Below are 25,419 nucleotides of genomic sequence, written 5' to 3' on the forward strand. Positions count from 1 at the left end.
GCAAAAACGAAGCACTACTTCGCCTGCTGTCAACCCTCGGCAGTCGCTGCAGCGCAGCAAGCACAAGTTTCGGACAAGTCGCCGCCGTTAACCATTCGTTAACTTTTGAACGCGGAATCACCGACATGCAGATCGAAAGCAATATTGGCGGATATAACTATCAGGGTCGCATCCGCGACATCGAAAAAGCTGGCAGCGCTCAAAGCGCGCCGGAGGAGCAGGCGGTAAAACGCGGCCCGGGCAATCCCACCGTTTCCAGCACCATTCTTTCCCAGTCGCTGGCCAATGTTCTGTGGGCCGTCGGCAATGGCAGTGCGCCCGCTTATCAGGATACGACCGCGGCTTCCCCCGAGGACAAGGCGGAAGCCGAGGTGGAATGGGTGCGCAGCGCCTATTCGGAATATACCGAATAGGCGATTCCAATCAGGCCCTTGCCGGGCTGACTTCCACCGTCACATGCGAGAGTTCATGTATGGCGGCAAGTTTTTGCTTATAAAAAGCCGGCGCTTTCGGCGCCTGTGAATGGATCGCCACGATGGCGGCGTGATGCCCCGGCCCTACCTGCCAGACATGCAGGTCGGTGATGCGATCCTCTTCCGTCTCCACGCTTTCACGGATTTCCTGCGGCAGATCCTCCGCCGGCGGCAGCGCATCGAGCAGTGTCGTCGCCGTGGAGCGGATCAGGCCCCATGACCAGCGGGCAATGACCAGACCGCCAACGATACCCATCAACGGATCAAGGAACGACCAGCCGTTCCACTTGCCGAGCAGCAGCGCGACGATGGCGAGAACCGAAGTCAGCGCATCCGCCAGCACATGCAGATAGGCCGCGCGCAGATTGTTGTCCCGCCCGCCCTTTGCGCCGTGGTCCGCATGGTGACCGGCATGGGAGCCGTGATCATGGTGGGCGTGGCTGCCGTGCCCATGGTGGGCATGTGAGCCGTGGGCATGACCGTGGCCGTGGCCATGATCGTGGTGATGGTCATCCTTCAAAAGCACGGCGCTGAGAAGATTGACGGCAAGGCCGATGATGGCGACGAGGATCGCCTGGTTGAAATCGATTTCAACGGGATTGATGAGGCGCATCGCGCTTTCGACGGCAATCAGCAACGCCACCACCGCCAGCACGATGGCGCTGGCAAAACCCGCCAGATCGCCGAACTTACCGGTGCCGAAAGTGAAGCGCGGATTGCGCGCCTCGCGGCGGGCATAAAGATAGGCGAGCGCCGAAATCAGCATCGCGCCGGCATGGGTGGACATGTGCCAGCCATCCGCCGTCAGCGCCATGGAGCCATACCAGTGGCCGGCAACGATTTCCGCCACCATCATGGCCGTGGTCAGCGCAATGACCATCCAGACGCGCCTTTCATTGCGCTCATGGTTCTTGCCAAGGAAAACATGGTCGTGACCGGCTGCTGCACGGTGTTCGGATGTCGTCGTCATGTCGCTAATCCTGTTCGCTTTTACCGTATGTAGGTCTTCAGCACCTGGGCCAGCTCTTCCGCCGCCCGCGCCCGCTCGTCTTCGTTTTCGGCATGCACCACATGCTCATGCAGATGCTCCTGCATCACCTCTCCGGTCAGGCCGGAAAGCGCGCCGCGCACCGAAGCGAGCAATTGCAGCACCTCGCCGCAGGGCTTGGCATCATCCAGTGCGCGCTCGACCGCCTCCATCTGCCCTTTCAGACGGCGGATGCGGGCCAGAAGCTTCTCCTTGTTGCGGATCGTATGGGACATGGGCACCTCATATACTATAGGGGGGTATAGTATATTGCCGCTATTTTTTGCGCAAGGCGTGCATGACGCAATCTTCGGGAATGTTTCGGACCTTAAAAATGCCCCATCAGAACTAGGGGACTCACAGTCATGACGACTATCGCAGCAACCAGCAGCATCAATTTCGCCTCTCCCGTCCGCGGCATCGCGCCTGCGCATAACCGGGAGAGCCAGTCTACCACCGAGGCTTTGCAGGAGCTGACGCGGGCGGCCCATCGCGCCATTTCGGTGGCAGGCAATGTCGCCACCACCGTCGCCCCGCTGGCCGGCGCCTCCGCGAGCCTGGCTGCTGCTCTCTGGAACATGGACAGCGGCGTTTCAGCCTCCACTGGCGCCAATGCTGAGGTGGCCGCTTCCGCCCAGCCAGATATGGCAAGCCTCGAATCGCAGGTACTGAAGGCACTGGCCCAAGCGCTTGGCGTCAACGACGCCGCTTAAGGCCATTGAACCGGGGACGGAAAAGCCATATCTCTAGAGACTGGAGATATGGAGAAAAAGATGCTGTCCATCGGTGAACTGTCCAAACGCACCGGCGTCAAGGTGCCGACGATCCGTTATTACGAGCAGATGGGCCTCATCCGCGAAGCCGACCGTTCGGACGGCAACCAGCGCCGCTACGAAAAGACCGACCTCGAAAGGCTGGCCTTCATCCGCCATGCGCGCGATCTCGGGCTGAACATCGACGCCATCCGCGAACTGATCGCGCTTAGCCAGCACCGGCAGATGCCCTGCGAGGGCGCGGACCGCATCGCCGCCGAACACCTCGCCCATGTGCGCGAGAAGATCGCCAGCCTGAAGAAGCTGGAGCATGAGCTGGAGCGGATCGTCTCCCATTGCCACGGCCATTCCATAGAGGATTGCTACGTCATCCGCGCGCTTTCCAATCACGGCATGTGCGAGGGCGAGCATTGATCGGAAAACCGGGCTTGACAGATTGCGGATTCGGGCGCATTGCATGTTCCATGATCAACGAACGCGCACCCATCTCCTGCTCGTACTTTTGGGCCTACCTTTAAGGGCGGCTCGACAGATCATATTGTCAACAAGCCGCCGTCAGGCGGCTTTGTTGTTTCTCAAGCGTCCTGACGGCACCGATAAGACCAAAGGACCGAAAAAATGACCGAAGATAGCTCCCTTACACTGGAAAGACCGCCCGTCGTCATCATTCGTGGCGCACGCAAGACGGATTTGCCCGAGCTCAACGAGATGATTACGCTGCTTGCCTCCTACCACGGCGATGCGGCGGCGATCACGCCGGCGAAACTGGAACGCGACCTGTTCGGCCCGCTGCCGTGGGTACATGGCCTCGTGGCCGAAGCCGATGGCGCGCTGATCGGTTACGCCCTGCTTCTGCCGCTCTACAGGGCGCAGGAAGGCCGGCGCGGGCTTGAGCTGCATCATCTCTTCGTGCGTGACGGGCATCGCGGCCATGGCACCGGCCAGCATCTTGTTTCCCGCGCCCGCGATATCGCCAAGCGTCTCGGTTGCGACTATCTTTCCGTCAGCGCCACGACCGGCAATGTGGCGGCGCATCGTTTCTACGAAAACATGGATTTCGCGCCCCGCCCGGTCACCGGCATGCGCTACATGCAGTCCATCGCCTGATTAAAACCACGGAGACGGCCATGACACGGATCGCCATTGCGCTGGCGCAGGATTTTGCGGACTGGGAACCGGCGCTGCTTGCCGCCGCAGCCCGCAGTTATCTGGGCGTCGAGATCGTCTACGCTACCCCCGATGGCAGGCCGGTGACATCCATGGGCGGGCTGAATGTGACGCCTGACACATCCTATGACGCGCTTGATCCTGTTGGCATCGATGCGCTTGTCATTCCCGGCGGCTTGAGCTGGGAAAAGGGAACGGCTGTCGATCTTGGCGGGCTGGTGCACCGGTTTCACGACAGGAACCGGCTGGTTGCCGGCATCTGCGCGGCGGCAAGCGCGCTCGGTAGCACGGGCGTCCTGAACGACGTCGCCCATACCGGCAATTCGCTGGCGTCCCACAAGGCTTATGCCGTCTATAGCGGCGAGTCGCTCTACCGCGACCAGCCGAAAGCGGTCAGCGATGGCGGCATCATCACGGCTGCCGGCAGCGCGCCGGTCAGTTTCGCTGTGGAAATCCTGAAACACCTCGGCCTCTTTGGTCCGGAAGCCGAGGCGGAACTTCAGGTTTTTGCGGCGGAGCATCGCTGAGGCATAGCCGCCTCGGTTGTTTGCGCTCCCTCTACTCCCGTCATTCCCGCCTTGAGCCGGAATCCAGCCGACGCGCGTCTGCGCGGTGAAAAGAGTCCTTTCAGCCCAATGACTTGGGCTGGCTGGATCCCGGCTCAAGGCCGGGATGACGGACGTGAAAACGGCAATGATTATCGCCGATCAAGTACGCGACAAACACGCGCCGCATGATCGCCGTTCTCCCCGGCAATCGCACGGCGAATATCGCGGCTGTTCAGATGCAGGCTGCGGCCGGAGGGTGAATTCGAGCGTTTTATCTTGCTGAGCGCCGCAGCGATAAAAGCGGCCTCGTGCTCATGAAAACAGGCGATAGCCGCCTCGCGATCCGGGGTCGCCCCAAGAACCGCCTTGAAGGCAAGGCGGTGCACGGCGCAGAAAGCGCCGTGACCGGGGACGGCAAAACGCAGCGCATCGAGTTCCTCACTCCATTCCGCTGCGTCCTGCATAGTCTCAAGCCGACTGGAAGCGCTTCAGGAAAAACGCGCTCAACGTTCCGAGCAAAGCCCAGAACACGAAGCTGGTCACGGTGGCGGCGACGATGAACTGACGCTCCAGCGGCAGCGGCGCCAGCGCATGTTCGCCTTCCGGCGGCAAGGGTGCGCCGACCACATGCGGTGCGACGATCAGCACCAGCGCCAATACGATGGCCCAGGGTTCGCGGCGGAACGCGATCAGCGCGATGCCGCCCGCGGTTGCGGCAACCGTCGCAAGCCACCAGATTTGCCGCGCCTCAAGTGCGGCGGCCGGGCTGCCCGGAAGTTCCGGCGGCAGGCCGATCATCGGCGCCAGCATGACGGCGGCAAAACCGGCAACGCCCCAGAGAAGGCCTTCGCGCCAGCCGCCATTCGTGCCACGCAGCGAAATCAGGCCGGTCAGCACCAGCGCATAACCGATGGCAGTCAGCACATTGGCGGCGACGGTGTAGGCGGTGCGCTCGAAGCCATCGGCCGGAGCCCAGGCCTCGTCATTGTGCTCATGGGCGGGAACGGCAGCACCGGGCGCCGGCGCATCATGGCTGTGGGGTGCTTCGCCGGCGCTTTCATAGGTTTCCGCCTGAAGGATGAGCGGCGTCGTGCCAAAAGCCTGCATGGCCGAGACGGCGAAACCGCCAAGAATGCCGACGAGAACGGCGGTAAAGACGATATTGCGAAAAGACGACATGCCGTTCCCCTCAATGGCAGGGGAAGGCGTTGGCATGACGCGTGTCATGCGCGGCATTGTGAACGGCTTCCACATGGGAAAAGCCGACAAAACCGACAACGAACAGGCCAAGCACGATCGCCGTCAGCGATTGCGCAAAGCTGGTTGTTTTTGCGGAAACGGCGGCGTTGGCCGTATTCTGGTTGATGGACATGGTGACCCCTCTCCGGCGCGACCCCGCGCCTTTGGACGCGGCCGGACGGCAAAAGGCCATCGAGCCGCTACGATACACTTCACCACGGGGATACGAGACTGACACAGGGAAGCGTCGATCCCGCCACCCTGAAATTCCGCTCTTCCGGACACCCCGCCGGCATGGATATTTCCGCGATGGCAGGTCTCCTGGCTTACGGGTCAAAACCTGAAACACCTTCCCGGCGTCACCCTCTCTGGAAACCTTCGGTTCCCGGCGAGATGGCCTGCCAGTGGCATTTCGTTTCAGGCTCTCCGCTCACAGTTGCGGGGGCAGCCACGAATGAGGATCTCTCCCTATCGTGTTCCCTTTTCACCTTCCGGAACGCCCGGAAGGAACCATCACAGGATTGTTATCCGATGGGAGGGGTCGGGAGTCAATGGTGGGCCTGATTTCGAACTGCACGCCGTCGCCTCCACCTCCGTCACCCCGGACTAGATCCGGGGTCCAGCGCGATCAAGTCCTTGATCGCAAGAGACTCCTCTCACGGCGCAGACGCGCCGTGGCTGGATGCCGGATCTGATCCGGCATGACGGCTGAGGATTACCGCGGCGGTATGGCCTTCAGATAGGCGGCAATCGCATCGCGGTCTTCAGGCGTCAGATGCGCCATGTTCTGCTGCACTTTGACCATGGAGCCGCCGACGCTGTCGAATTCCGGGGTGAAGCCGTTTTCCAGATAGCTGGCAATATCGGCCTCGGCCCAGCTGCCGATGCTTTGCGAGCCGGGGGTAATGTCGGGAATGCGGCCCTCGCCTTCCGGGTTGGGACCGCCGGCCAGCCACTTGTCTTTCACGAAACCGCCAAGCGCGTTGCGCGGCGTGTGGCATTCGCCGCAATGGCCCGGCCCTTCCACCAGATATTGGCCGCGCAGCAATTCAGCATTGGCATTGGCAAGCTCCACGCGGGGCCGCGCCGAGGGGTCAAAATAAAGGAATTTCCAGCCGCCCAGCGCCATGCGCAGATTGAAGGGGAACGGCAATTCGTGATCCGGCGCATCGTTCTGGCTGGCCGGCAGGGCCTTCAGATAACCGAAGAGATCGTTGATGTCCTTCTGCGTCATGCGGGCATAGGAGGCATAGGGAAAGGACGGGTAGAGATGTTCGCCGTTCCTGCCCACACCGCGCGTCATCGCATCGCCGAATTCCGCCAGCGTCCAGCCGCCGATGCCATGCTGCGGATCGGAGGAAATATTGGGGACATGGAAGGTGCCGAAGGGGCTTTTCAGCGCCTGCCCGCCCGAAAGCGTCAACAGCGCCTCGCCTTTCGCATCGGGTGCGGCATGGCAGCTTGCGCAGCCGCCCGCCCAGAACAGCGTTTCGCCATTGGCCAGATCCGGTTCGCCCAGGCTGACCCAGTGGCTGGGCGCCTGCCGCTGAGGCGCGGTGACCCAGGCGAATATGCCGTAGCCCGCAATGGCCGCGACGACGGCCCCGCCCACGAGTTTCGTCCAGATGGAGGACATGCCCCTCTCCCCATTCTCACCTGACCCGGTCAGATGTCTTTCGTGCCTGAGAAAACGCCGCCGGTAAGCGGCGTTTCCAAAGTGCTGCGATTATTTCTTCAGACGATAGGTCTGATGGCAGGTGCCGCAATCGGCGCCCAGCGTCTTCATGGCGGTGGCGACGCCCGCCTGATCGGTGGGGAGATTGGCGAGAACCATGTCCGCATCCGTGCCGAGCTTGGCGGCCTTGGCCTTGAAGTCGTCGAAATTTTCCCAGATGGCGGGGGCCGCCGCACTGCCGGTCTCGGTGCCGGGGGGGAACTGGTCCGGGAAAGCCTTGGCGTTGGTGCCGATGGTGGTCACTGCAGTCTTGACGGTATCGGCGTCGAAGGGCTTTTCGCCCTTGGAGATGGCGGCAAGCGAACCCATCGCCCCACCGATCTGCTTCATCATGCTTTCACGTTTTTCGACTTCGCCGGCAGCGTAGACCGCTCCGGCGCAAAGACAGCCGAACAGCATGGCCGCGGTAATGGTTTTCAGTTTCATGCAACTCTCCTTGATTCCGGCCGGGACACCGGGCGCTAGATGGAACGGCGCGAGGATGCCCTTTCCGGATGGCGAAAAGAAGTCACATTGCGGTGAATTCCATCGTGAAAACAGAAGCCTAAGACAGGGCTTCCCACAATGTCAGCAGCGCTGCGGCAATCAGCATGAAACCGGCGGCGCGGCCGATGAAGATCGTGGCGGCGGGCGAAGAAACCAGCCATGCCCGGCTTTTATCCGCCGTCAGCGCCAGCGCGCCGTAAACCGTGAACTGCGTGACCGCCACCATCGCGCCCATCACCAGCCCCTGCATCCAGATCGGACCATAGGCCGGTTTGAGGAATTGCGGATAGATCGCCATCATGAACAGATAGGCTTTCGGGTTGGAAAGGCAGGTCAGCACCGCCCGCCAGAAGGCTTTTCTGACCGAAGCGCTCGCCTGCGCCTCATCGCCGTTCACGACAATCGCGCTGCGCATCAGGCCGATGCCGATCCAGATCATATAGGCGGCGCCGAAAACCAGAAGCGGCAGGAACAGCGACGGCATCCAGGCGGCAAGCATGCCGACGCCCAGGGCGCCGTAAAGCGAATGCACGATGCCGCCGGCGCTCATGCCGCTTGCGGCGGAAAGGCCGGTTCTCTTTCCCCCCGTCAGTGCGCTTGCCAGTACGAACAGCATATCCATGCCCGGCAGGATGATGATACCGAACAGGACCAGAAAGAATAGCCAGAGATTTTCGGCGTAACTCATGTCAGTATCTCCCAAAACATTTCACGACACATTCGGAAAATCCCATGTTTCTCAATGTGTTTCTCCGTTTATAGGAAAAGCCAACTGACAGCGTTGTGTCAGTTGCGTAGGGAAATCCACCGGGAAAACGGCAATGCGCAAGGCGTCGAGACTGTTCGAGATCATCCAGATCCTGCGGGTGGCGCGCAGGCCTGTCACCGCGCAGACGATTGCCGAGGCGCTGGAAGTGACGGTGCGCTCGGTCTATCGCGACATAGCAGCGCTTCAGACCATGCGCGTGCCCATCGAAGGGGAACGCGGCGTCGGTTATATCCTGCGTCCCGGCTTCAACCTGCCGCCGCTGATGTTTTCCATCGAAGAGACGGAGGCGATCGTGCTGGCGCTCGCCATGGTGGCCCGCACCGGCGATACCGAGTTGCGGCAGGCGGCAAGGCAGGTCAGCGACAAGATTGCCGCCTCCCTGCCCGAACCCCTGTCGAAAACCCTCTCCGCCAATGCCCTGCATGCCTGGGGCAGCATCGCGCCCTCCCCCGCCGGCGTCGATCTTGCGACGGTCCGGCGGGCGGTGCGCGACGAGGAGAAGCTGGAGATCACCTATCGCGATGAAGCCGGCGCGCAAACGCAGCGGCAGGTTCGGCCGATTGCGGTGATCTATTATTCGGAGACGGTGAATATCGTCGCCTGGTGCGAATTGCGGCAGGCGATTCGCAATTTCCGCTCGGACCGGGTGCTGAGCTGCGAAACGACCGGCAGCTTCTTCAAGCTGGAAGGTGAGAAGCTGCGGCAATTGTGGATGAGCGGCTGGCAGAGCAACCAGTTGGGAAACAGAATTTAGTGCAGTTCGCAGCCCTTGTTATGTGTCGGAGCACCCCTCTCCGCCCTCATTCCTGTGCTTGTCACAGGAATCCAGTCGATGCGCGTCTGCGCGGCGAGAGGACTCTTTTCAGCCCAAGGACTTGGGCTGGCTGGATTCCTGTGACAAGCACAGGAATGAGGGCCTCGAGAGAGGTCCGGCATCGCAGCAAGGCATTATTTCCTACAGGAAATACTCCAGCAGGCGATCCTCCTCGCGCCCGAAACCGCGAATGACGATTCGGTCGGAAAAGACATCGGCGATGGCAAAGGTGTTCTGGTCAGGCGTATCGACCATTCCCTTGAAGTTCACGAAGTGGGTATTGCCCAATAGGCCGTAATTGCCCTCGTGATTATGGCCATTGAACCACGCGACGACCGAGGGGTGGGAGCCGAGAAGCTCAAGGATGCGAGGCGCGTCCCACATATTGTGGGCGTTTTCGGGATAGACAGGATAGTGGCAGAGAACGATCACTTTTTCGCCTGCCGCATCCGCCCTTTGCAGAACGGCCCGCAGCCATTCGAACTGCTCGTCGCTGAGCGAGGCGTTCCAGTCCTGCGCATTGATTGCGCCGGCATCCGCAAGGTGCTTCAACCGATCTGCGGCAAGCGCCCGACGCGGATCGCCGGGCGGCGGCGCGAAAAGGCTGACCTCATTGCCGTCAAGCACGACGAAGCGGATGTCGCCGATGGAAAAATCATGCCATGGGGCGGACATGCCGAGGCGGGCGTGGATAGCCGGCAAATGCTCTGCGGCGACGGCGAAATCGTGATTGCCCGGCAGCAGCACCGAGCGGTGGCGAAGCCCGTCGTAAACGGCAAGGATCGCATCGAAGTTTTCGAAGCCGCGATCGATGATATCGCCGAGCGTCACCACGAAGGCGAGGTCCTCGCGGTTGAAGGCGTCGACCGCGTCTGCGAGCTTTTTCGGGCTCTCGGCGTAATAACGGCCCATTTCCGGACGGGGAGCGGCATCGGCATATTGGGGATCGGCGACAATGCCGAAGGAGAAGAGAGGCGTGGTTTTTTCAGTCATGATGCGCCGCGATAAACCCGGCGGATGACAGGCTTGTGACAATAAAATCAGACAGGCCGTATCGCGCCATCACAAATGCAAAACACCCGGCTTGAAGCCGGGCGTCTCAAATGTGTGGATATTTCCACTGTCGTCATGCTCGGGCCTGTCCCGAGCATCTGCCACGTCGCGTTTTGAGAGACGGAGCAGATCCTCGGCACAAGGCCGAGGATGACGTCGCGCGGGAGGAGGCTGCTTCGATCAGCAACCACGCATTCCGCAAGCCTTACTTGGCGGCGGCTTCGTAACGCTCCAGGACGTAGTCCCAGTTGATGAGGTTGTCGACGAAGGCTTCGAGGTACTTCGGACGCAGGTTGCGGTAGTCGATGTAGTAGGAATGTTCCCAGACGTCGACGCCGAGGATGGGATCGGCACCATGAACCAGCGGGTTTTCGCCATTCGGGGTCTTGGAAATTTCAAGCTTGCCGTTCTTGACGGAGAGCCATGCCCAGCCGGAGCCGAACTGCGTGGTGCCGGCAGCGATGAAATCGGCCTTGAACTTGTCGTAACCGCCGAGATCGGAGGCGAATGCCTGCTCGAGCTTGCCCGGCAGCTTGTTGCCGCCGCCGCCCTTCTTCATCCACTTCCAGAAATGGACGTGGTTGTAATGCTGGGCCGCATTGTTGAAGAGACCGGCATTGGTGCCAAAGGACTTCTTCACGACTTCTTCGAGCGACAGGTCGGAAAGACCTGCTTCGGCCGCCAGCTTGTTGCCGTTGTCGACATATGCCTTGTGGTGCTTGTCGTGATGGAACTCGAGCGTCTCGCGCGACATGTAGGGTGCAAGCGCGTCGTAGTCGTAGGGGAGTTCGGGAAGTTCGAAGGCCATGGTTTTTACTCCTTTTTGCAGCGGGTTACCGCTCCTAGAAACCGTGTGAGCGGACCATAGGAGCGAACCTCTGTTTGGGCAACCTGCGAAATATCAAAATGTTCCGACAAAAGAGAAAATTCCTCTCCGCGCGGCCGCCACCACATTTGTTTCACAACCCTGGCGTACCGTTTTCCACCCTATCGGTTCGCTTTTGCCGAGATTGCAGGAAGGAAATTCCATGACCCGTCCGATCCCCCGCACCATCCTCCTCCTTGCGGCGCTTTCGTCGCTCACCTTCCCCGCCGCCGCGTCGTCGGATGACGCCTGGAAGGAGTTCGTGGCAGATGTGCAGACGGCCTGCCTTGCCGGCGCCAAAGACATGATCGAGGACGCGAAGGCCGTGGTCGATCCGGTCGGCAGCGAGAATTACGGCCTCGCCATTCTCACCGGCAAGGTCAAACTCACCGGGAAGAGTGGGGGCGCGGATGCGACCGTCAGCCATATCTGCGTCTACGACAAGAAAACCAAGGCCGTGGAGCTGGGCAGCGAACTTTCCGGCGATACGCTGAAGGTGGAAATCCCCGGCTCCACCAAGCCCTGATCGTTCAAAAGCGCGGCGTGGTGTCGCCCTCGCCCAGCGCACGCTGCATCAGCACCGTATCCAGCCATTGGCCATGTTTCCAGCCGATGGATTTGAAGGTGCCGACATGTTCGAAACCGGCGGCGCGGTGCACGCCGATCGAGGCGGCATTGGCCGAATCGCCGATGACGGCGATCATCTGCCGGAAGCCGCCTGCCGTCGCCGCCTCGATCAACGCCTCGAGCAGCTTGCGGCCGATACCCATGCCCTTCATGGCCGGATCGATATAAACGGAATTCTCCACCGCCGCGCCATAGGCCGGGCGCGGGCGATAGGCGCCGGCATAGGCATATCCGGCTATCTTTCCATCGCATTCGGCGACGAGATAGGGGTAATTGCCCTCCACCAGAAGGCGGCGGCGCTCGAGCATCGTCTCCGCGCTCGGCGGATCGATCTCGAAGCTCGCGCGGCCGTGCAGAACGGCGTCCCGGTAGATTTCGGCAATGGCTGGAATATCCGCCTCTTCGCAAGGGCGGATCGTAAGGCTGGAAACGGTGGAAAGGGTCATTCTCTCGTCCTGCGGATCATTCACGCCGTCATTGTGCATTGCGGCGCAGCCAAAATAAAGATTATCTGTCTTATACAAACGATAAGGTTTTCTTTGATGATGGACCTCGATCTGCGGCAGCTTCGCAGCTTCATGGATGTGGCCGATCTCGGCAGTTTTTCCGCCGCCGCCGACAAGGCGGGGCTGACGCAGCCAGCCATCAGCCTGCATATAAGGCTGCTTGAAAAACAGCTCGGCGTGCGGCTGATCGAAAGGGTCGGCAGGCGCGCGCAGCCGACGGCAGCGGGGCGCGACTTTCTCATCCATGCAAGGCGGATTGCCGAAGAAGTGGCGCATGCCATCGATACCGTTGCGCCGCATCGCAGCGGGGTGACGGGACGCCTTCGCATCGGCACCGGCGCCACCGCCTGCATCTATCTGCTGCCGCCGGTGCTGGGCAAAATCCGGCAGGCCATGCCCGGCATCGAGATCGTCGTGCAGACCGGCAATACCCACGATATCCTCCGACTTCTGGAGGCCAATACCATCGATGCGGCGGTGGTGGCCCTGCCCGCCAGCGGCCGCAGCCTCGATATCAGCGATATCCATCTCGACGAGCTGGTCGCGGTTTTCCCGCAAGGCTCCGTCTCTGACGCAACGGTGCTCAACGCCGAGACGCTTTCGGCGCGGCCGCTGCTGCTTTACGAGGGCGGCAATACGCGCCGGCTGGTGGATCAATGGTTTTCGGCAAGCGGCCGCACCGTGCAGCCCGCCATGGAACTGGGCAGCGTCGAGGCGATCAAGAAGCTCGCAGGCGCGGGCCTTGGCCTTGCCATCGTGCCGCGCATGGCGATGGAGCATGAAGGCGCGGCATCCGGGCTCGAATGGCGCTCGCTCGAACCGCCGCTTGAACGGCGGATCGCGCTGGCGATGCGACGCGACAAACATATGACCGCGCCGCTGCGGGCACTTGCCGCTGCGCTGCCGGATGTGCGGAAATGATGAGGCCCGTGCTGGCTGCGAGGGCAGGCCAGCCATCGCCTCCGATGGCGAATAGTGCGCAGCCCCCTTTTGAGGTCAGTCGTGGAGGGCCAACATTCTCTCGACGTCATCCTCGGGCCTGTCCCGAGGATCTAAACACGTCGAATAAAATCAATACGTTGCAGATCCTCGGGACAAGCCCGAGGATGACGTCGGCGCGGTTGGCCCGACTTGCCTTCCTATCTGACGACGCTATTTTTCTTTGGTGTCCGGTTTGGGGCGGCAGGCCCGAGGATGACGTTGAGTGTGTCGGATGCTCCGTCACCGCATTGCCCGCGCCATCCGGTGACGCGAGCAATGCTTGCAAAACTCAAAACTCCGTCCACTCATCCCCCTTCACGGCCAGCGCCGCATTGCCGCGTGCAGCAACGGGGCGAGCCTTCCGCGCCGGTGCGACCGGTGCAACCGGTGCGGCGGGCGCGTGGGCCGGGCTTGCGGCGCGCTGCATATGCCGTGCCGTTTCCCGCAATGCGGAGCTTTGCTGGCCGAGCTGGAATTGCGCAAGCAGGGCGTGAAGGTTCGTGCATTCCTGTGCAAGACCCGCACCGGCCGCATTCATTTCCTCCACCATCGCGGCATTCTGCTGCGTGGCCTGATCCATGTGGTTGACGGCCGTATTGACCTCGGAAAGGCCTGCCGACTGCTCCTGCGCCGCCGTGGCGATGGCGTCCATATGGGTGTTGACGGAAAGCACCAGCTGCTCGATCTCGGAAAGGCCGACGCCGGTATCGGCCACCAGTTTCACGCCTTCACCCACCGCAACGGCTGACGCGGTGATGAGTTGCTTGATTTCCTTGGCGGCATTGGCGGAGCGCTGCGCCAGTTCGCGCACTTCCTGTGCGACGACGGCGAAGCCCTTGCCCGCATCGCCCGCCCGCGCCGCCTCGACGCCGGCATTCAGCGCCAGAAGGTTGGTCTGGAAGGCGATTTCGTCGATGACGCCGATGATCTGGCCGATCTGGCGCGAGGAGTGTTCGATGCGCTCCATGGCGGCGACGGCATCGCGCACCACCTTGCCGGAAAGATCGGCCTTTGTCCTTGCCTCACGCACCGTGTCGCGCGCATCGCTCGCCCGTTTGGAGGTGGCGGAAACATTGGCGGTGATCTCTTCCAGCGCCGCGGCGGTTTCCTCCAGGGAAGCGGCCTGCTGTTCGGTGCGGCGGGAAAGATCGTCGGATGCGGAGGATACCTCGTGGGCGCCGCCGTTCACGGTCTGCACCGACTGGCCAACGCTTGTGAGCGCTTCGCGCAGCTGATGCACGGAGCTGTTGAAATCGTGCCGCAGCGTCTCGAATTGCGGCGCAAACGGCGTGGCGATCTCGCAGACCATATCACCGGAGGCAAGCCGGCGAAGACCGCCAGCCAGCGACCCCATGGCCTGATTGAGACGCTCTTCGGCCTCGGCCTCGGCGCGCTGCTGCAGCTCGATACGGTCACGCTCGGCTTGCTCGCGGTTACCGATGGCTTCGTCCTCAAGCTGCCGGTTGCGGATGGCCGCTTCGCGGAAGATTTCCACGGCGCGGGCCATCTCGCCGATCTCGTCACCGCGTTTTGCGCCGGGCACATCGATGGTCAGGTTGCCGGTGGACAATTCCATCATCGCCTTTGTCAGGCGGCTGATCGGACGGGTGACGCGGCCGACGATGACGGCAAGGCAGAGAATGCAGACGCCAAGCGTGAGAATGAACGCGGCGAGATAGATCATCGCGCCGATAAAGGCGTCCTGTCTGGCCTTTTCGGCATTGGCGTTTAGAACATCCATCGCTTCTGAGGCGATTTTCGCGACCGTATCGAGGTTCGCGGTGACCGTATTGCGCCATGTATCGATGGTGAAGGCAGGCGTGCGGCCGTTGTTCAGATCGTCGATCAGCTTTGCGCGCTGCGTGACGAAATCACCTTTGAAATAGGTCCTGTCGGCAACGGCGTAGATATCCTTCAGCGCCTGCGGCGTCGATTCATGCGCGACGAGGTCGCCGGTGGCTTTCCAGGCAAAGGCCGCGCCGGCATCGAAATTGCCAAGCTGCTGGGTTTCCTGCGGGGTCAGCGGCCGCTGCTGGGCCACGACCGCATTGATGACAACGGTGGCGCTGCCGCCCAGCGCTCGCGCCGACCAGCCATAGGACCGCAACTGGATGAGGCCGGTCAGGCTCTGGTCCAGCGAACGAACCTCGCCTTCCACCGCCGTCGAGCCCGCTTCGAGCGCCGTCAGGAAATCCTGACCGAGCGCCAGCACGGTCTTGTCCAGCCCGTTTTCACGACGGTCGAGCGGCAGGGTGACGTTGGCGTCAACCTTTTTGCGCAGCTCCAGGAATTGCGTGTAGATATCCTTCACGCGGGCAAGCGGGGCCTTGAGGCCAGCCTGATCGAGCGCGGCGGACTGTTCGAGAAAGGCGCCCATGGCGGCGTCCACCTTCTGGCGCGACGCCTGAACGCTGGCGATGGTATTGGCCGTCTTCGCCGGATCGACCGTCAGCGCCGAGGCGCTGTTGCCGCGTTCACTGCGAAAGTTCAGCAAGGCGTTGAAAAGCAGCCTGTCCAGCGAAACGAGCTGCGCCACCTCCGAAAAGCTGCGGGCACGCTGCACGGACTGCAACATGCCGTTGCCCACGAAGCCCGCCAGCGCGATGCCGATGAGCAGAAAAAATCCCACAAGTATATTGCGTATGCTGAAAGACATTTGGCGGCCCCCAATAGCCCGGATCGATAATGCCGCAAGCTAGCCTGTGGTCCTCTAAAATTGGATTAAATTCCCCCTGAATTTTTATGGGAAATAATGCGGTTCAAAACAAAAGGCCGCGGCAGGGATGAGCCTGCCGTGGCCTCTTGAAACTATGGGTTTTACCCGACCTTAAACGTCCGCGCCGAGACGCGCCCAGTCCATATAGAGATCGAGCGCCTTGCGGGCGACGGGGCCTGCCTGCAATTCACGATCGTCGAGCTTCACGACGGGCGAAACCTTGGAATAATTGCCGGAGCAGAAGATTTCATCGGCCTCGCGGAAATCCTCGACCGAAAGCGTCGCTTCCCGCACGTCGAAACCGGCCTGGCGAAGAAGACCGATCACGCGCGAACGGGTGATGCCGGCAAGGAAGGTGCGGTTCGGAACCGGGGTAAGGACGACGCCGTCCTTGACCATGAAGATGTTGGCGGAGGCGGATTCGGCGACATTGCCGTTCATGTCGCGCATCAGGGCATTGTCGAAACCGCGCGAGCGTGCTTCCAGAATGGCGCGGCCGCTATTGGGATAGAGGCTGCCGGCCTTGGCGTCGGTCATGGCGGTTTCCGGCGAAGGGCGGCGCAGCGGCGAAACGGTGAGCGTCAGCGGCTTGCCGGCATCCATCGGCGCTTCGAAAAGGCAAAGCGCAAACCGGGTGGAGCTGGCATCCGGCGCAACGACGCTGCCCGGCATGCCGTGTTCGGCCCAGTACATCGGCTTGATGTAGATCGCCATCTTGCCGTCGAATTTCTTGACGCCTTCGAGCGCCAGGGACTCGATCTCTTCGGCCGTCATGGTCGGCTTCATGCCCATATTGACGGCGGAGCGATTGACGCGCTGGCAATGCAGATCGAGATCGGGCGCGACACCATCGAACCAGCGCGCACCGTCGAACACCGTGGAGGCCAGCCACATGGCATGCGAGGTCGGGCCGATGAGCGGCGGATTGCCGGGCAGCCATTGACCGTCAACATAGGTCCAGGTGGTTGATCGGGGTGCGGTATCGACGCTCATGGTGGTCTCCTGTCTCGAGCGTTTTCGTTCGGTAAAAACGCTCCGTCTTTTTTGTTCTGATGCATTGCCGGATGAAGAGCGCTGCGCGCTCTCAACGGGGCATGTGCTGGAAATCGGCCGGAGTGAATGCCTCTCCCTGGACGAGGTCAAGTTTTAATTGCAGCGATTTCTGATTTTGATGGAAAATAACAAAGTGATGGCCCGGTGAGCACGTTTTATGAGGCGAAACAAAAGGTTGATGAATAGGTTCATCACAATAATTCATGCATCGGACGATAGCGGCGCGATTTGCCCCATGCGATGCTGGCGATCTGACGGCATTTTGCAGGAGGAAAATCATGGCATGGTCCGCCCAACAATATCTGAAATTCGAAGACGAGCGGACGCGTCCCGCGCGGGATCTTCTGGCGCAGGTACCGCTGGAGCGGGTGCTGAATGGCTATGACCTCGGCTGCGGCCCCGGCAATTCCACCGAGCTTCTGACCGACCGTTACGGCGTCAATGTCATTACCGGCATCGACAGCGATGACGACATGCTGGAAAAGGCGGCGGACCGGCTGCCGACCACGCGCTTCGGCAAGGCCGATCTTTCCCAGTGGAAGCCGGCGCAGAAGGCAGACCTGCTTTACGCCAATGCCGTGTTCCAATGGGTGCCGGATCATCTCACCGTTCTTTCGCAACTGATGGACCAGCTGGAAAGCGGCGGCGTTCTGGCCGTGCAGATGCCCGACAATCTGCAGGAGCCGACGCATCGCGCCATGGAGGAGACCGGGACGAACGGTTCCTGGAAGGATAGGTTTTCAGATGGCAGGCTGCGCCGCAAACCCCTGCCCGCGCCTTCGGATTATTTCGATGCGCTGACGCCGAAATCCACGCGGGTGGATGTGTGGCACACCATCTATAATCATCCGATGAAGGACGCGGAAAGCATCGTCGAATGGGTCAAAGGCACGGGGCTGCGCCCCTATCTCACCGCCGTCGGCGAGGAAAACCGCGAAGCCTTCCTCACTGACTATACGCGGCGCATCAAGGCGGCCTATCCGCCGATGGCGGACGGCCGCCTGCTTCTGCGCTTTCCCCGCCTTTTTGTGGTGGCGGTGAAGAAGTAGCTTCAGCCCGCGAAAGCATAGACCCGGAGACGATGATTGTCGGGGTCGGCGGCGGTAAAGGTGTAGCCGAATTCCATGCCTGCCGGCTGCTGCAGCATGTCGATGCCCTTCGCCTGCCAATCCGCAAAAATTTCGTCCACCCGCGCATCGTTTTCAACGCGGAAGGCAAGCTCGCCGCCGCCGCCCGTAACGGATGCTTTCGGCTCCACGGTGTGCCGCGACCAGAGGCCGAGCTTCATGCCGTTCTGAAGCACGAAGAGCGCGAATGTCGGCGAGGCTTCGACCGGCTCCGCACCCAGCAGGGCCTTGTAAAATTCGGTGCTGGCCGGCGGGTTGTCGACGTAAAGGATGGTGAAATCGGGGTGGGTCATGGCTGTTCTCCTGTGTTGCGGATGAACGGTTTCTAGACCCGGCTGCTGTCAGTTTTTGTCAGCATGATGCCGCCGCTGTTTTTCCCTTTCGCGCCATTCTTTCAGCAGCGCCTGGCGTCGGCGCGGATAACGGCTGTCGAGAGGGCGGAAATCTTCGATGCGGTCGGCCCGGAAACTGCGGTAGTCCTGCCGTGTCTCGCACCAGCCCAGCACCACCCGCACCAGATCGAAAAAGGCGAGTGCGAAGGGCCAGATCACCCGTTCCGTCACCTCTCCCTTTTCATCGCGATAGGTGATGACGACCCTGCTTTCCTTACGGATCGTATCGCGAATGGCGGCCAGATCGACATGGATGGCGGCAAGGCCCTGGCCCGGACCGACCAGCAGGGTGGAATGATCGAGTTCCTCGCGCAGGGTATCGGGAAGCACGGCGCCGATCTTGACTAGGGCGGCGCGGGCGGCCTCCGCCAGCCCGGCATCGGCACGGCCCGCCACCCAGCGCGAGCCGAGTACCAGCGCCTCGATTTCCTGCTGCGAAAACATCAGCGGCGGCAACAGGAAACCGGGGCGCAGCACATAACCTACGCCCGCCTCGCCTTCGATATCCGCGCCCTGCGCCTGAAGCGTCGCTATATCGCGGTAGAGCGTGCGCAGGCTGACGCCGGTTTGCGCGGCAAGGGCCGCGCCGCTGACCGGCATGCGGTGGGAGCGCAGGATCTGCAACAGATCGAGAAGCCGTTGTGAGCGTGACACGCGATATTTCCTTCCATCCGTATATTTAAATCCATACCGCGATATGATCTTCTGCAGCCGACTGTTATCGCCGCGCCTGTCCGCCCGCAATGGCGTGGATGGTGATCGCGTCGAAACTGTTGAAACCGATCGCGCGGACACCAGTTAATGAAAGACGGCTTCCCCGCCCGGCATCCCGCGCCGGCCATGTTTTCAGCAAACAGGAGAGACATCCCATGTATGACGTCAGCGCGAATGGCGCGAATATTCCCGCCCTCGGTTTCGGCACCTTCCGCATTCCGGAAGACGATGTCAGGCGCATTCTGCCGGAAGCACTGAAACTCGGCTTCCGCCATGTCGACACCGCCCAGATTTACAAGAACGAAGGCGCGGTCGGCGAAGTCATCGCGCAATCGGGCATTTCTCGGCACGATATATTTCTCACCACCAAGGTCTGGGTGGACCGCTTCCGCCACGACGATTTTCTCGCTTCCGTCGATGAAAGCCTTGCGAAGCTGAAGACCGACTATGTCGATCTGCTGCTCCTGCACTGGCCGAAGAGCGATGTGCCGCTTGCCGAGCGCATGGGCGCGCTGAACGCGGTGCGCAAGGCCGGAAAAGCGCGCAATATCGGCATTTCCAACTTCAACGTGGCGCTGACCGAAGAGGCGGTGAAGCTTTCCGACACGCCGCTTGCCACCAACCAGATCGAATATCACCCCTATCTCGACCAGACGAAGGTGATTTCGGCCGCGCGCAAGCACGGAATGTCGGTGACGGCCTATTATCTGATGGCCGATGGCAAGGTGCCGAACGATCCCGTGCTGAAGGATATCGGCGCAAAACACGGCAAGACCGCCGCGCAAGTTACCCTGCGCTGGGCGGTGCAGCAGCCGGATATCGTGGCGCTTTCCAAGACGGCGACGGAAAGCCGCCTCAAGGAGAATTTCGATGTTTTCGATTTTGCGCTGACGGAAGAGGAAATGCAGGCGATCCACGCGCTGGCCAAACCGAATGGCCGCATCGTCAATCCCGGCCACCTGGCGCCCGATTGGGACGACTGAGGCGGCCTTCCCTCCGCTCTGGTCTCATCGCTCGGTCAGGGCCAGCTTCGCACCCAGCGCCACGAAAGCGGCCGCGAAGCTGCGCCTCAGCCAGGCGAGGACCGCCGGGCGCGACACCACCTGCCGCCGGACCGAGGCGGCGAAACAGCCATAAAGCGCAAACACCAGAAACGTCATGGCCATGAAGATCAGCCCGAGATCGATCATGCGCCGTGTGGGCAAAGCCTCATCCGGTGCGATGAATTGCGGCAGGAAAGCGAAAAAGAAGATCGACAGTTTCGGGTTCAGCAGATTGATGAGGATCGCCTCGCCGATGATGCGGGCGGCTTTCTGCGACTGCCTCGTCTCATCAATCTTCAGCGCACCATCCTCCCGCAGCGTGTTCCACGCCATATAGAGCAGATAGGCGACCCCGAGATATTTGACCACGCTAAAGGCGAGCGCGCTGGTGTGCAGGATGGCGGCAAGGCCGGTGATGCCGGCGAGCAGATGCGGCACGATGCCAAGCGTGCAGCCTAAGGCCGCAACGACGCTCGCCCTCGCCCCCTGCGAAAGACCGGCGGCCAGCGTGTAGACCACGCCGGTTCCGGGAGAGGCGGCGACGATGAGGGATGTGATGAGGAATTCGGGTGTCATGGTGCGGGTGTGTCCTGTGGGTGGAGGACAGGAGCATGAGGGTGCGCGGGGCGGGTGTCTTGGATGAAATTGCGGCACAGACGCTCGTCGGCGCGTACCGAAGTGGCGGGTCAGAGTATCGGCCAGCACACTCCGTCCTCATTCCTGTGCTTGTCACAGGAATCCAGTCGACGCGCGTCTGCGCGGCGGGAGACTCCTTTCAGCCCAAGGACTTGGGCTGGCTGGATTCCTGTGACAAGCACAGGAATGAGGGCGGAGAAAACATCTACGAAATCGCCGCCCGGTAAACCGCCGGCGTAACCCCGAATTGCCGCACGAAGAACCGGTTCAGATGGCTCTGGTCGGCAAAACCGGCGGCAAAGGCCGCCTCGGCGGGCGGCGTGCCTCTGGCCAGTGCATGGCGTGCCGCATGGACGCGCCGCTGGAGAAGATAGCTGTGCGGCGTAAGCCCGGTCGCCCGGGCGAAAGCGCGCAGGAAGCGAAACTGGCTCATGCCGGCCTCTGCGGCGAGATCGGCAAGGCGGAACGGCCGGGAGGGCTCGTCGTCGATGCGGCTTTTCGCCCGCTTTATATTCTCGGGTGCGGCGATATCGCCCGGCTTCGCCGCCTTCTCCATCGCGCCCGCCAGAAGCGTCAGCAGGGTCTCGTCGCCACGAAGGGTTTCGCCCGGCCGTTCCCTTGCCGTCATGGCTGCAAAGACCGCGTTGAACCGCTTCGCCAGCGGCCTGATATCGACGGGATAGGCAAATTCGAACGCGCTGCGATCCGTCTCGCCGATATCGGCAATGGCGTCGCGGACGATATCGATGTCGAGATAGAGCATCCGCCAGGCGCGGCCGCCCTCCCCGAGCGGAATACCGTCATGCACCTCGCCCGGATTGACGGTGATGAGATGGCCGGCGCCGGCTTCCACCATGCCGCGTCCGGAGAGCGATTTCTGCGCCCCGCGTTCGATGAGACCGATGCCGAACTGATCGTGCATGTGGCGCGGAAAGGAACGGTCGCTATCCGCCGCCACGGCGACGACACCGGGCAGAATGGTTTTCGGCATCAGGAACCGGCCTTGGGCCATGACAGCGCGCGCTCCGCAGATTAGAGCGCGACGCTATCACAGGATGCCCGGTCAAGACAGATGCGCGTTTACGGATGCATATGGTTGATCATGGCGAAGACCTGATCGAAATTGCCGTTCTGCGCGGCGAAACGCAGCGGCTTGCAGCGTTCCACCACCACTTCCTTCTCGTCCGGGCGATTTTCAAGAATATCCATCACCTCGGAAATGAAGGCGTCGAGCGGCATGGCCCTTTCGTCGCTCGCCTGCCCCTCGCCCATCAACGTTGTCTGCACATAGGGCGGCACGATTTCGATGACCTCCACCGGCGTTTCCTTCAGCTGCTCGCGCAGCGCGACCGAATAGGCATGGATGGCCGATTTGGTGGCGCTGTAGGTGGGGGTCAGCACCATGGGCACGAAGGCGAGGCCGGAAGAAACCGTCAGCACAGTGGCTGCGGGTTGCTTGAGGAAATGCGGCAAAAGCGCCGCCGTCAGGCGAATGGGCGCGAGAAGATTGGTGGCGATGGTTTCTTCGGCCGTGTCGAGATAATCCGGTGCTGCGGCGATGTCTTCCGGCCGCATGATGCCGGCATTGTTGATGACGGCGTTGAGGGTCGGATGGGCCTTTACCAGAGCTTCGGCAAACGCGCGGATGCCTGCGGCGTCCGTCGCGTCCATCACCATCGAGGCCATGCCGGGATTGGCGGCCGTCACCTCGTCGAGCACGGCCTTGCGGCGGCCGGAAATGATGACCCGGTTGCCGGCCTTGTGAAACGCCTCCGCCAGCGCCCGGCCGATGCCGGAACCGCCGCCGGTGATGAGAATGGTGTTATCAGCGATTTTCATTGAAACATCCTTTGCTTGTTGGCTGAAAGGAAGTTAGCTATTATACTCTCCAATCGAAAGTAGGCACCCAAAAGATTTATACTTACCCGAAGGAGAGTGTAAGATGAAACGGCACCCCGCCGACCCGGCCATCGAAAGCCGGCGCAAGGTTCCGCCGCCCGCGGATACCGATCCGGCAATAGAGGCGCTGGTTCAGGACATCATTGCCAAGGTGGCCGACAAATGGACGATGCTTATTCTGGAAGTGCTGGAAGAGCATGGCACGCTGCGCTTCACGCAGATTGGCAGGCTGGTCGGCAATATCAGCCAGAAGATGCTGACGAAAACGCTGCGGCAGATGGAAAGCGACGGGCTGGTGCGCCGCACCGTGCATCCCGTTATTCCGCCGCATGTGGATTACGGCCTGACGAACCTCGGCCGCACGCTGGGCAGCGCCTTTTGCGGCGTGTGGATATGGGCGGAAACGCACCATGCCGAAATAGAAGAGGCGCGGCGCCTGTTCAACGAACAGCCGCCGCGCCCCGCTATGGAGTAGTTTCGCCTCAGGCGAACTGGCTGAGGCCCGGAACCGAGGCGATCACCTGATCGACAACCTCATCGCCCGCATGCTGGCGGGCAACGGAGATGGTTTCCTTGGCGAGCGTGGAAATCTCGCTCATGCCGAGGCCCTGGCTCATCAGCTGCTGGCCCAGCCCCATGATGCCGCCGCCGCCGATCGCGCTCATCAGGCCGCCGAGCAGACCGCCGCCGCCGGCACCTTCGCCATTATACTGCGCCACCAGTTCGCTGGCGCCGGGAATGGCTTCGATCATGCGGGCGATCGGGCCGTCTGCAGCCTCGCGCTGGAGAAAACCGAGAATCATGCCAATGGCCTTTTCGGCCAGTTCGGGGCTTATTCCCGCCTTCTCGGCGATCTGGCTTACGACTTCGTTCATTCTTGCCTCCTGTTGAAAAACGACGCCAACATCGAATAACTGACGTTAACGTCAACGTAAAACAATATCATGCCGCATTCAAGCGGCCAGGGTCAGGTGCGGCAACTTTCATCAAGCGGTTTTTATTCATCGCCATCAAGCAGTTGTTGCGCCTTGAAACTGTCCTTATAAGATCATCACAACCAAGCTATGAAAAGGCCGCTATCGTCAGAAGTGGCCGCAACATGGTAGTGACGCTTTAAATTCGGAGATGACTTTTGCAAAATCCATCGCGATTTTAAGGGTCATGCACCAGCCGCAGGAGAAAATGGTCGATGTTGCAGGACGGACAGCTCTATATCGGGACCAGCCGCAATCCGGACGACAGCCTGAACAAGGGCGAATATCTGGAGCTGAAATTCGGCAACCGCCACGGCCTCATCACCGGCGCGACGGGAACGGGCAAGACCGTGACGTTGCAGGTTCTGGCCGAAGGTTTTTCCAAGGCCGGCGTGCCGGTTTTCTGCGCCGACATCAAGGGCGACCTTTCCGGCATCGCCGCGCAGGGCGAAGCCAAGGACTGGGTGCAGAAACGCGCCGAGCAGATTGGCTTCACCGATTTTGCCTATGCCAAATCGCCGGTGATCTTCTGGGATCTCTACGGTGAAAAAGGCCATCGCGTGCGCGCCACCATCGCCGAAATGGGGCCGCTGCTGCTTGCCCGGTTGATGGATGCTTCGGAAGCGCAGGAAGGCGTGCTCAACATCGCCTTCAAGATCGCAGATCAGGGCGGGCTGCCGCTGCTCGATCTGAAAGACCTGCAATCGCTCCTGAACTATATGGGCGAAAACGCAACCGAGCTTTCCAACCAGTTCGGCCTGATTTCCAAGGCCTCGGTCGGTTCGCTGCAGCGTGGGCTGCTGGTTCTGGAACAGCAGGGCGCGGCGAATTTCTTCGGCGAACCGGCGCTGAAGATCGCCGACATCATGCGTGTGGGCACGGATGGGCGCGGCACGATTTCGGTTCTCGCCGCCGACCGGCTGATGATGAACCCGCGCCTTTACGCCACCTTCCTGCTCTGGATGCTTTCGGAACTGTTCGAAGAGCTGCCGGAAGTGGGCGACCCGGAAAAGCCGCGTCTGGTGTTCTTCTTCGACGAGGCGCATCTGCTCTTCAACGATGCGCCGCGGGTGCTGGTGGAACGTGTGGAACAGGTGGTGCGGCTCATCCGCTCCAAGGGCGTGGGCGTCTATTTCGTGACTCAGAACCCGCTCGACGTGCCGGAAACCGTTCTCGCCCAGCTCGGCAATCGCGTGCAGCACGCGCTTCGCGCCTATACGCCGCGCGAGCAGAAGGCGGTGCGCACCGCGGCCGACACCTTCCGGCAAAACCCGGCCTTCAACACCGCCGACACCATCACCACGCTCGGCACCGGTGAGGCGCTGATTTCCACCCTGCACGACAAGGGCGCACCTTCCATCGTCGAGCGCACGCTGGTACGTCCGCCATCCGGCCGTGTCGGGCCGCTCACCGATGCGGAGCGCAAGTCCCTGATCGATGTGAGCCCCGTCGCCGGGCAATATGACAAGGATATCGACCGGGAATCGGCCTTCGAAATCCTCGCCGCCCGCGCCCAGAAGGCTGCCGATGCAGAAGCTGCCAGACGGGCGGAGGAAGAAAACGCCGCCAGCCAGTCCGAAAGCGCTTCCGGCCGCTGGCGCCTGCCCGGCTTCGGCGATGAAGAACCCGCACCGGCCTCCACCGGCTCGCGCAATGGCGGCGCACGCAAGGCCGGATACCAGCGCGAAACGGTGATCGAGGCGGCGATGAAAAGCGCGGCCCGCTCGGTTGCCACCTCGGTCGGCCGCGCCATCGTGCGCGGGATTCTCGGTAGTTTGAAGCGATAAAAACAGATACGCCGC

31 protein-coding genes and 1 riboswitch are annotated in these 25,419 nt (G+C 61.5%); of the genes, 12 read left to right on the top strand and 19 right to left on the bottom strand.

The window, feature by feature from the left end; genetic code table 11:
• The first annotated feature begins 125 nt into the window (after positions 1-125).
• Complete coding sequence (locus PIB16_RS15195) at positions 126-413, top strand: hypothetical protein (protein WP_065654236.1); 288 nt, start codon at positions 126-128, stop codon at positions 411-413.
• A gap of 10 nt (positions 414-423) precedes the next feature.
• On the opposite strand, the gene dmeF is transcribed toward PIB16_RS15195, so the two are convergent.
• Positions 424-1,443, bottom strand: a complete 1,020-nt coding sequence (gene dmeF, locus PIB16_RS15200) for a CDF family Co(II)/Ni(II) efflux transporter DmeF (RefSeq protein WP_271045807.1) — start codon at positions 1,441-1,443, stop codon at positions 424-426.
• 20 nt (positions 1,444-1,463) lie between these two features.
• Positions 1,464-1,736: a Ni(II)/Co(II)-sensing transcriptional repressor DmeR gene (dmeR, locus tag PIB16_RS15205; protein ID WP_003509296.1), complete on the bottom strand. Its 273-nt coding sequence runs from the start codon at positions 1,734-1,736 to the stop codon at positions 1,464-1,466.
• Between the two features lie 129 nt (positions 1,737-1,865).
• Between dmeR and PIB16_RS15210 the strand changes: the two genes are divergently transcribed.
• From PIB16_RS15210 to PIB16_RS15225, 4 genes are all read left to right on the top strand, one after another.
• Positions 1,866-2,213, top strand: a complete 348-nt coding sequence (locus tag PIB16_RS15210; protein ID WP_168207987.1) for a hypothetical protein — start codon at positions 1,866-1,868, stop codon at positions 2,211-2,213.
• 60 nt (positions 2,214-2,273) lie between these two features.
• A complete protein-coding gene (locus PIB16_RS15215; RefSeq protein WP_003522268.1) occupies positions 2,274-2,687 on the top strand; it encodes a MerR family transcriptional regulator in 414 nt (137 codons plus the stop codon).
• 204 nt (positions 2,688-2,891) lie between these two features.
• On the top strand, positions 2,892-3,380 hold the full coding sequence (locus PIB16_RS15220; RefSeq protein WP_003509304.1) for a GNAT family N-acetyltransferase: 489 nt from the start codon (positions 2,892-2,894) through the stop codon (positions 3,378-3,380).
• Positions 3,381-3,400: 20 nt separating this feature from the next.
• Positions 3,401-3,967, top strand: coding sequence for a type 1 glutamine amidotransferase family protein (locus PIB16_RS15225; RefSeq protein ID WP_078051087.1), 567 nt, complete (start codon positions 3,401-3,403; stop codon positions 3,965-3,967).
• Positions 3,968-4,137: 170 nt separating this feature from the next.
• On the opposite strand, the gene PIB16_RS15230 is transcribed toward PIB16_RS15225, so the two are convergent.
• The 6 genes from PIB16_RS15230 to PIB16_RS15255 all read right to left on the bottom strand — a co-directional run bounded on the left by PIB16_RS15230 (position 4,138) and on the right by PIB16_RS15255 (position 8,136).
• Positions 4,138-4,452, bottom strand: a complete 315-nt coding sequence (locus PIB16_RS15230) for a hypothetical protein (protein WP_078051088.1) — start codon at positions 4,450-4,452, stop codon at positions 4,138-4,140.
• 4 nt (positions 4,453-4,456) lie between these two features.
• The gene (locus PIB16_RS15235; protein ID WP_196380248.1) at positions 4,457-5,167 is read right to left on the bottom strand and encodes a CbtA family protein; all 711 of its coding nucleotides are present in this window, start codon (positions 5,165-5,167) and stop codon (positions 4,457-4,459) included.
• Between the two features lie 10 nt (positions 5,168-5,177).
• Positions 5,178-5,360, bottom strand: coding sequence for a CbtB domain-containing protein (locus PIB16_RS15240; protein ID WP_003522264.1), 183 nt, complete (start codon positions 5,358-5,360; stop codon positions 5,178-5,180).
• 161 nt (positions 5,361-5,521) lie between these two features.
• Positions 5,522-5,757: riboswitch (cobalamin riboswitch) on the bottom strand.
• 185 nt (positions 5,758-5,942) lie between these two features.
• Entirely contained in the window at positions 5,943-6,863 is a 921-nt protein-coding gene (locus tag PIB16_RS15245) for a c-type cytochrome (protein ID WP_271045808.1), read from the bottom strand.
• 90 nt (positions 6,864-6,953) lie between these two features.
• The gene (locus PIB16_RS15250; RefSeq protein WP_162934043.1) at positions 6,954-7,388 is read right to left on the bottom strand and encodes a c-type cytochrome; all 435 of its coding nucleotides are present in this window, start codon (positions 7,386-7,388) and stop codon (positions 6,954-6,956) included.
• A 118-nt stretch (positions 7,389-7,506) separates the two neighbouring features.
• A complete protein-coding gene (locus PIB16_RS15255) occupies positions 7,507-8,136 on the bottom strand; it encodes a LysE family translocator (protein ID WP_003522261.1) in 630 nt (209 codons plus the stop codon).
• Positions 8,137-8,269: 133 nt separating this feature from the next.
• Here PIB16_RS15255 and PIB16_RS15260 point away from each other — a divergent pair, with 133 nt between their 5' ends.
• Positions 8,270-8,971, top strand: coding sequence for a helix-turn-helix transcriptional regulator (locus tag PIB16_RS15260; protein ID WP_271045809.1), 702 nt, complete (start codon positions 8,270-8,272; stop codon positions 8,969-8,971).
• Between the two features lie 201 nt (positions 8,972-9,172).
• Here PIB16_RS15260 and PIB16_RS15265 read toward each other — a convergent pair whose 3' ends face one another.
• Positions 9,173-10,024: a metallophosphoesterase gene (locus tag PIB16_RS15265; protein ID WP_271045810.1), complete on the bottom strand. Its 852-nt coding sequence runs from the start codon at positions 10,022-10,024 to the stop codon at positions 9,173-9,175.
• 265 nt (positions 10,025-10,289) lie between these two features.
• Entirely contained in the window at positions 10,290-10,892 is a 603-nt protein-coding gene (locus PIB16_RS15270) for a superoxide dismutase (protein ID WP_003522258.1), read from the bottom strand.
• A gap of 220 nt (positions 10,893-11,112) precedes the next feature.
• Between PIB16_RS15270 and PIB16_RS15275 the strand changes: the two genes are divergently transcribed.
• Positions 11,113-11,475, top strand: a complete 363-nt coding sequence (locus PIB16_RS15275) for a hypothetical protein (protein ID WP_161988021.1) — start codon at positions 11,113-11,115, stop codon at positions 11,473-11,475.
• 4 nt (positions 11,476-11,479) lie between these two features.
• Here PIB16_RS15275 and PIB16_RS15280 read toward each other — a convergent pair whose 3' ends face one another.
• Positions 11,480-12,022, bottom strand: coding sequence for a GNAT family N-acetyltransferase (locus tag PIB16_RS15280; protein WP_065654824.1), 543 nt, complete (start codon positions 12,020-12,022; stop codon positions 11,480-11,482).
• Between the two features lie 96 nt (positions 12,023-12,118).
• Here PIB16_RS15280 and PIB16_RS15285 point away from each other — a divergent pair, with 96 nt between their 5' ends.
• Positions 12,119-13,003 carry a LysR family transcriptional regulator gene (locus tag PIB16_RS15285; RefSeq protein WP_142778874.1) on the top strand — a complete coding sequence of 295 codons (885 nt, stop codon included), beginning with the start codon at positions 12,119-12,121 and terminating at the stop codon, positions 13,001-13,003.
• Between the two features lie 349 nt (positions 13,004-13,352).
• Here the strand turns inward: PIB16_RS15285 and PIB16_RS15290 are convergent, their stop codons facing one another.
• Entirely contained in the window at positions 13,353-15,719 is a 2,367-nt protein-coding gene (locus PIB16_RS15290; RefSeq protein WP_271045811.1) for a methyl-accepting chemotaxis protein, read from the bottom strand.
• 171 nt (positions 15,720-15,890) lie between these two features.
• Positions 15,891-16,772, bottom strand: coding sequence for a branched-chain amino acid aminotransferase (locus PIB16_RS15295; RefSeq protein WP_065654247.1), 882 nt, complete (start codon positions 16,770-16,772; stop codon positions 15,891-15,893).
• A gap of 338 nt (positions 16,773-17,110) precedes the next feature.
• On the opposite strand from PIB16_RS15295, the gene tam reads away from it, so the two are divergent.
• Entirely contained in the window at positions 17,111-17,881 is a 771-nt protein-coding gene (gene tam / locus PIB16_RS15300; RefSeq protein ID WP_271045812.1) for a trans-aconitate 2-methyltransferase, read from the top strand.
• 2 nt (positions 17,882-17,883) lie between these two features.
• Here tam and PIB16_RS15305 read toward each other — a convergent pair whose 3' ends face one another.
• Positions 17,884-18,252: a VOC family protein gene (locus PIB16_RS15305; RefSeq protein WP_142843898.1), complete on the bottom strand. Its 369-nt coding sequence runs from the start codon at positions 18,250-18,252 to the stop codon at positions 17,884-17,886.
• 48 nt (positions 18,253-18,300) lie between these two features.
• Positions 18,301-19,005 (bottom strand): helix-turn-helix transcriptional regulator, encoded by a 705-nt coding sequence (locus PIB16_RS15310; protein WP_125144674.1) that lies wholly within the window; start codon positions 19,003-19,005, stop codon positions 18,301-18,303.
• 215 nt (positions 19,006-19,220) lie between these two features.
• On the opposite strand from PIB16_RS15310, the gene PIB16_RS15315 reads away from it, so the two are divergent.
• Positions 19,221-20,048: an aldo/keto reductase gene (locus PIB16_RS15315; protein WP_271045813.1), complete on the top strand. Its 828-nt coding sequence runs from the start codon at positions 19,221-19,223 to the stop codon at positions 20,046-20,048.
• Positions 20,049-20,072: 24 nt separating this feature from the next.
• Here PIB16_RS15315 and PIB16_RS15320 read toward each other — a convergent pair whose 3' ends face one another.
• From PIB16_RS15320 to PIB16_RS15330, 3 genes are all read right to left on the bottom strand, one after another.
• Positions 20,073-20,684 (bottom strand): LysE family translocator, encoded by a 612-nt coding sequence (locus PIB16_RS15320; RefSeq protein ID WP_271045814.1) that lies wholly within the window; start codon positions 20,682-20,684, stop codon positions 20,073-20,075.
• Between the two features lie 265 nt (positions 20,685-20,949).
• Complete coding sequence (locus PIB16_RS15325) at positions 20,950-21,756, bottom strand: AraC family transcriptional regulator (protein ID WP_271045815.1); 807 nt, start codon at positions 21,754-21,756, stop codon at positions 20,950-20,952.
• A gap of 68 nt (positions 21,757-21,824) precedes the next feature.
• Positions 21,825-22,583 carry an SDR family oxidoreductase gene (locus PIB16_RS15330; protein ID WP_059753982.1) on the bottom strand — a complete coding sequence of 253 codons (759 nt, stop codon included), beginning with the start codon at positions 22,581-22,583 and terminating at the stop codon, positions 21,825-21,827.
• 103 nt (positions 22,584-22,686) lie between these two features.
• Between PIB16_RS15330 and PIB16_RS15335 the strand changes: the two genes are divergently transcribed.
• Positions 22,687-23,118 carry a winged helix-turn-helix transcriptional regulator gene (locus tag PIB16_RS15335; protein ID WP_065654255.1) on the top strand — a complete coding sequence of 144 codons (432 nt, stop codon included), beginning with the start codon at positions 22,687-22,689 and terminating at the stop codon, positions 23,116-23,118.
• Between the two features lie 7 nt (positions 23,119-23,125).
• On the opposite strand, the gene PIB16_RS15340 is transcribed toward PIB16_RS15335, so the two are convergent.
• On the bottom strand, positions 23,126-23,518 hold the full coding sequence (locus PIB16_RS15340; protein ID WP_065654256.1) for a hypothetical protein: 393 nt from the start codon (positions 23,516-23,518) through the stop codon (positions 23,126-23,128).
• 314 nt (positions 23,519-23,832) lie between these two features.
• On the opposite strand from PIB16_RS15340, the gene PIB16_RS15345 reads away from it, so the two are divergent.
• Entirely contained in the window at positions 23,833-25,404 is a 1,572-nt protein-coding gene (locus PIB16_RS15345) for a helicase HerA-like C-terminal domain-containing protein (protein WP_220318004.1), read from the top strand.
• Positions 25,405-25,419: the final 15 nt, after the last annotated feature.

This window comes from Agrobacterium sp. ST15.13.015, assembly GCF_027871645.1.
Lineage (GTDB): Bacteria > Pseudomonadota > Alphaproteobacteria > Rhizobiales > Rhizobiaceae > Agrobacterium > Agrobacterium leguminum.

Bases quoted from the DNA above. Each gene is read 5' to 3' on its own strand.
- PIB16_RS15195 (WP_065654236.1), top strand. From the start codon at position 126: ATGCAGATCGAAAGCAATATTGGCGGATATAACTATCAGGGTCGCATC.
- dmeF (WP_271045807.1), bottom strand. From the start codon at position 1,443: ATGACGACGACATCCGAACACCGTGCAGCAGCCGGTCACGACCATGTT.
- dmeR (WP_003509296.1), bottom strand. From the start codon at position 1,736: ATGTCCCATACGATCCGCAACAAGGAGAAGCTTCTGGCCCGCATCCGC.
- PIB16_RS15210 (WP_168207987.1), top strand. From the start codon at position 1,866: ATGACGACTATCGCAGCAACCAGCAGCATCAATTTCGCCTCTCCCGTC.
- PIB16_RS15215 (WP_003522268.1), top strand. From the start codon at position 2,274: ATGCTGTCCATCGGTGAACTGTCCAAACGCACCGGCGTCAAGGTGCCG.
- PIB16_RS15220 (WP_003509304.1), top strand. From the start codon at position 2,892: ATGACCGAAGATAGCTCCCTTACACTGGAAAGACCGCCCGTCGTCATC.
- PIB16_RS15225 (WP_078051087.1), top strand. From the start codon at position 3,401: ATGACACGGATCGCCATTGCGCTGGCGCAGGATTTTGCGGACTGGGAA.
- PIB16_RS15230 (WP_078051088.1), bottom strand. From the start codon at position 4,452: ATGCAGGACGCAGCGGAATGGAGTGAGGAACTCGATGCGCTGCGTTTT.
- PIB16_RS15235 (WP_196380248.1), bottom strand. From the start codon at position 5,167: ATGTCGTCTTTTCGCAATATCGTCTTTACCGCCGTTCTCGTCGGCATT.
- PIB16_RS15240 (WP_003522264.1), bottom strand. From the start codon at position 5,360: ATGTCCATCAACCAGAATACGGCCAACGCCGCCGTTTCCGCAAAAACA.
- PIB16_RS15245 (WP_271045808.1), bottom strand. From the start codon at position 6,863: ATGTCCTCCATCTGGACGAAACTCGTGGGCGGGGCCGTCGTCGCGGCC.
- PIB16_RS15250 (WP_162934043.1), bottom strand. From the start codon at position 7,388: ATGAAACTGAAAACCATTACCGCGGCCATGCTGTTCGGCTGTCTTTGC.
- PIB16_RS15255 (WP_003522261.1), bottom strand. From the start codon at position 8,136: ATGAGTTACGCCGAAAATCTCTGGCTATTCTTTCTGGTCCTGTTCGGT.
- PIB16_RS15260 (WP_271045809.1), top strand. From the start codon at position 8,270: ATGCGCAAGGCGTCGAGACTGTTCGAGATCATCCAGATCCTGCGGGTG.
- PIB16_RS15265 (WP_271045810.1), bottom strand. From the start codon at position 10,024: ATGACTGAAAAAACCACGCCTCTCTTCTCCTTCGGCATTGTCGCCGAT.
- PIB16_RS15270 (WP_003522258.1), bottom strand. From the start codon at position 10,892: ATGGCCTTCGAACTTCCCGAACTCCCCTACGACTACGACGCGCTTGCA.
- PIB16_RS15275 (WP_161988021.1), top strand. From the start codon at position 11,113: ATGACCCGTCCGATCCCCCGCACCATCCTCCTCCTTGCGGCGCTTTCG.
- PIB16_RS15280 (WP_065654824.1), bottom strand. From the start codon at position 12,022: ATGACCCTTTCCACCGTTTCCAGCCTTACGATCCGCCCTTGCGAAGAG.
- PIB16_RS15285 (WP_142778874.1), top strand. From the start codon at position 12,119: ATGATGGACCTCGATCTGCGGCAGCTTCGCAGCTTCATGGATGTGGCC.
- PIB16_RS15290 (WP_271045811.1), bottom strand. From the start codon at position 15,719: ATGTCTTTCAGCATACGCAATATACTTGTGGGATTTTTTCTGCTCATC.
- PIB16_RS15295 (WP_065654247.1), bottom strand. From the start codon at position 16,772: ATGAGCGTCGATACCGCACCCCGATCAACCACCTGGACCTATGTTGAC.
- tam (WP_271045812.1), top strand. From the start codon at position 17,111: ATGGCATGGTCCGCCCAACAATATCTGAAATTCGAAGACGAGCGGACG.
- PIB16_RS15305 (WP_142843898.1), bottom strand. From the start codon at position 18,252: ATGACCCACCCCGATTTCACCATCCTTTACGTCGACAACCCGCCGGCC.
- PIB16_RS15315 (WP_271045813.1), top strand. From the start codon at position 19,221: ATGTATGACGTCAGCGCGAATGGCGCGAATATTCCCGCCCTCGGTTTC.
- PIB16_RS15320 (WP_271045814.1), bottom strand. From the start codon at position 20,684: ATGACACCCGAATTCCTCATCACATCCCTCATCGTCGCCGCCTCTCCC.
- PIB16_RS15325 (WP_271045815.1), bottom strand. From the start codon at position 21,756: ATGGCCCAAGGCCGGTTCCTGATGCCGAAAACCATTCTGCCCGGTGTC.
- PIB16_RS15330 (WP_059753982.1), bottom strand. From the start codon at position 22,583: ATGAAAATCGCTGATAACACCATTCTCATCACCGGCGGCGGTTCCGGC.
- PIB16_RS15335 (WP_065654255.1), top strand. From the start codon at position 22,687: ATGAAACGGCACCCCGCCGACCCGGCCATCGAAAGCCGGCGCAAGGTT.
- PIB16_RS15340 (WP_065654256.1), bottom strand. From the start codon at position 23,518: ATGAACGAAGTCGTAAGCCAGATCGCCGAGAAGGCGGGAATAAGCCCC.
- PIB16_RS15345 (WP_220318004.1), top strand. From the start codon at position 23,833: ATGTTGCAGGACGGACAGCTCTATATCGGGACCAGCCGCAATCCGGAC.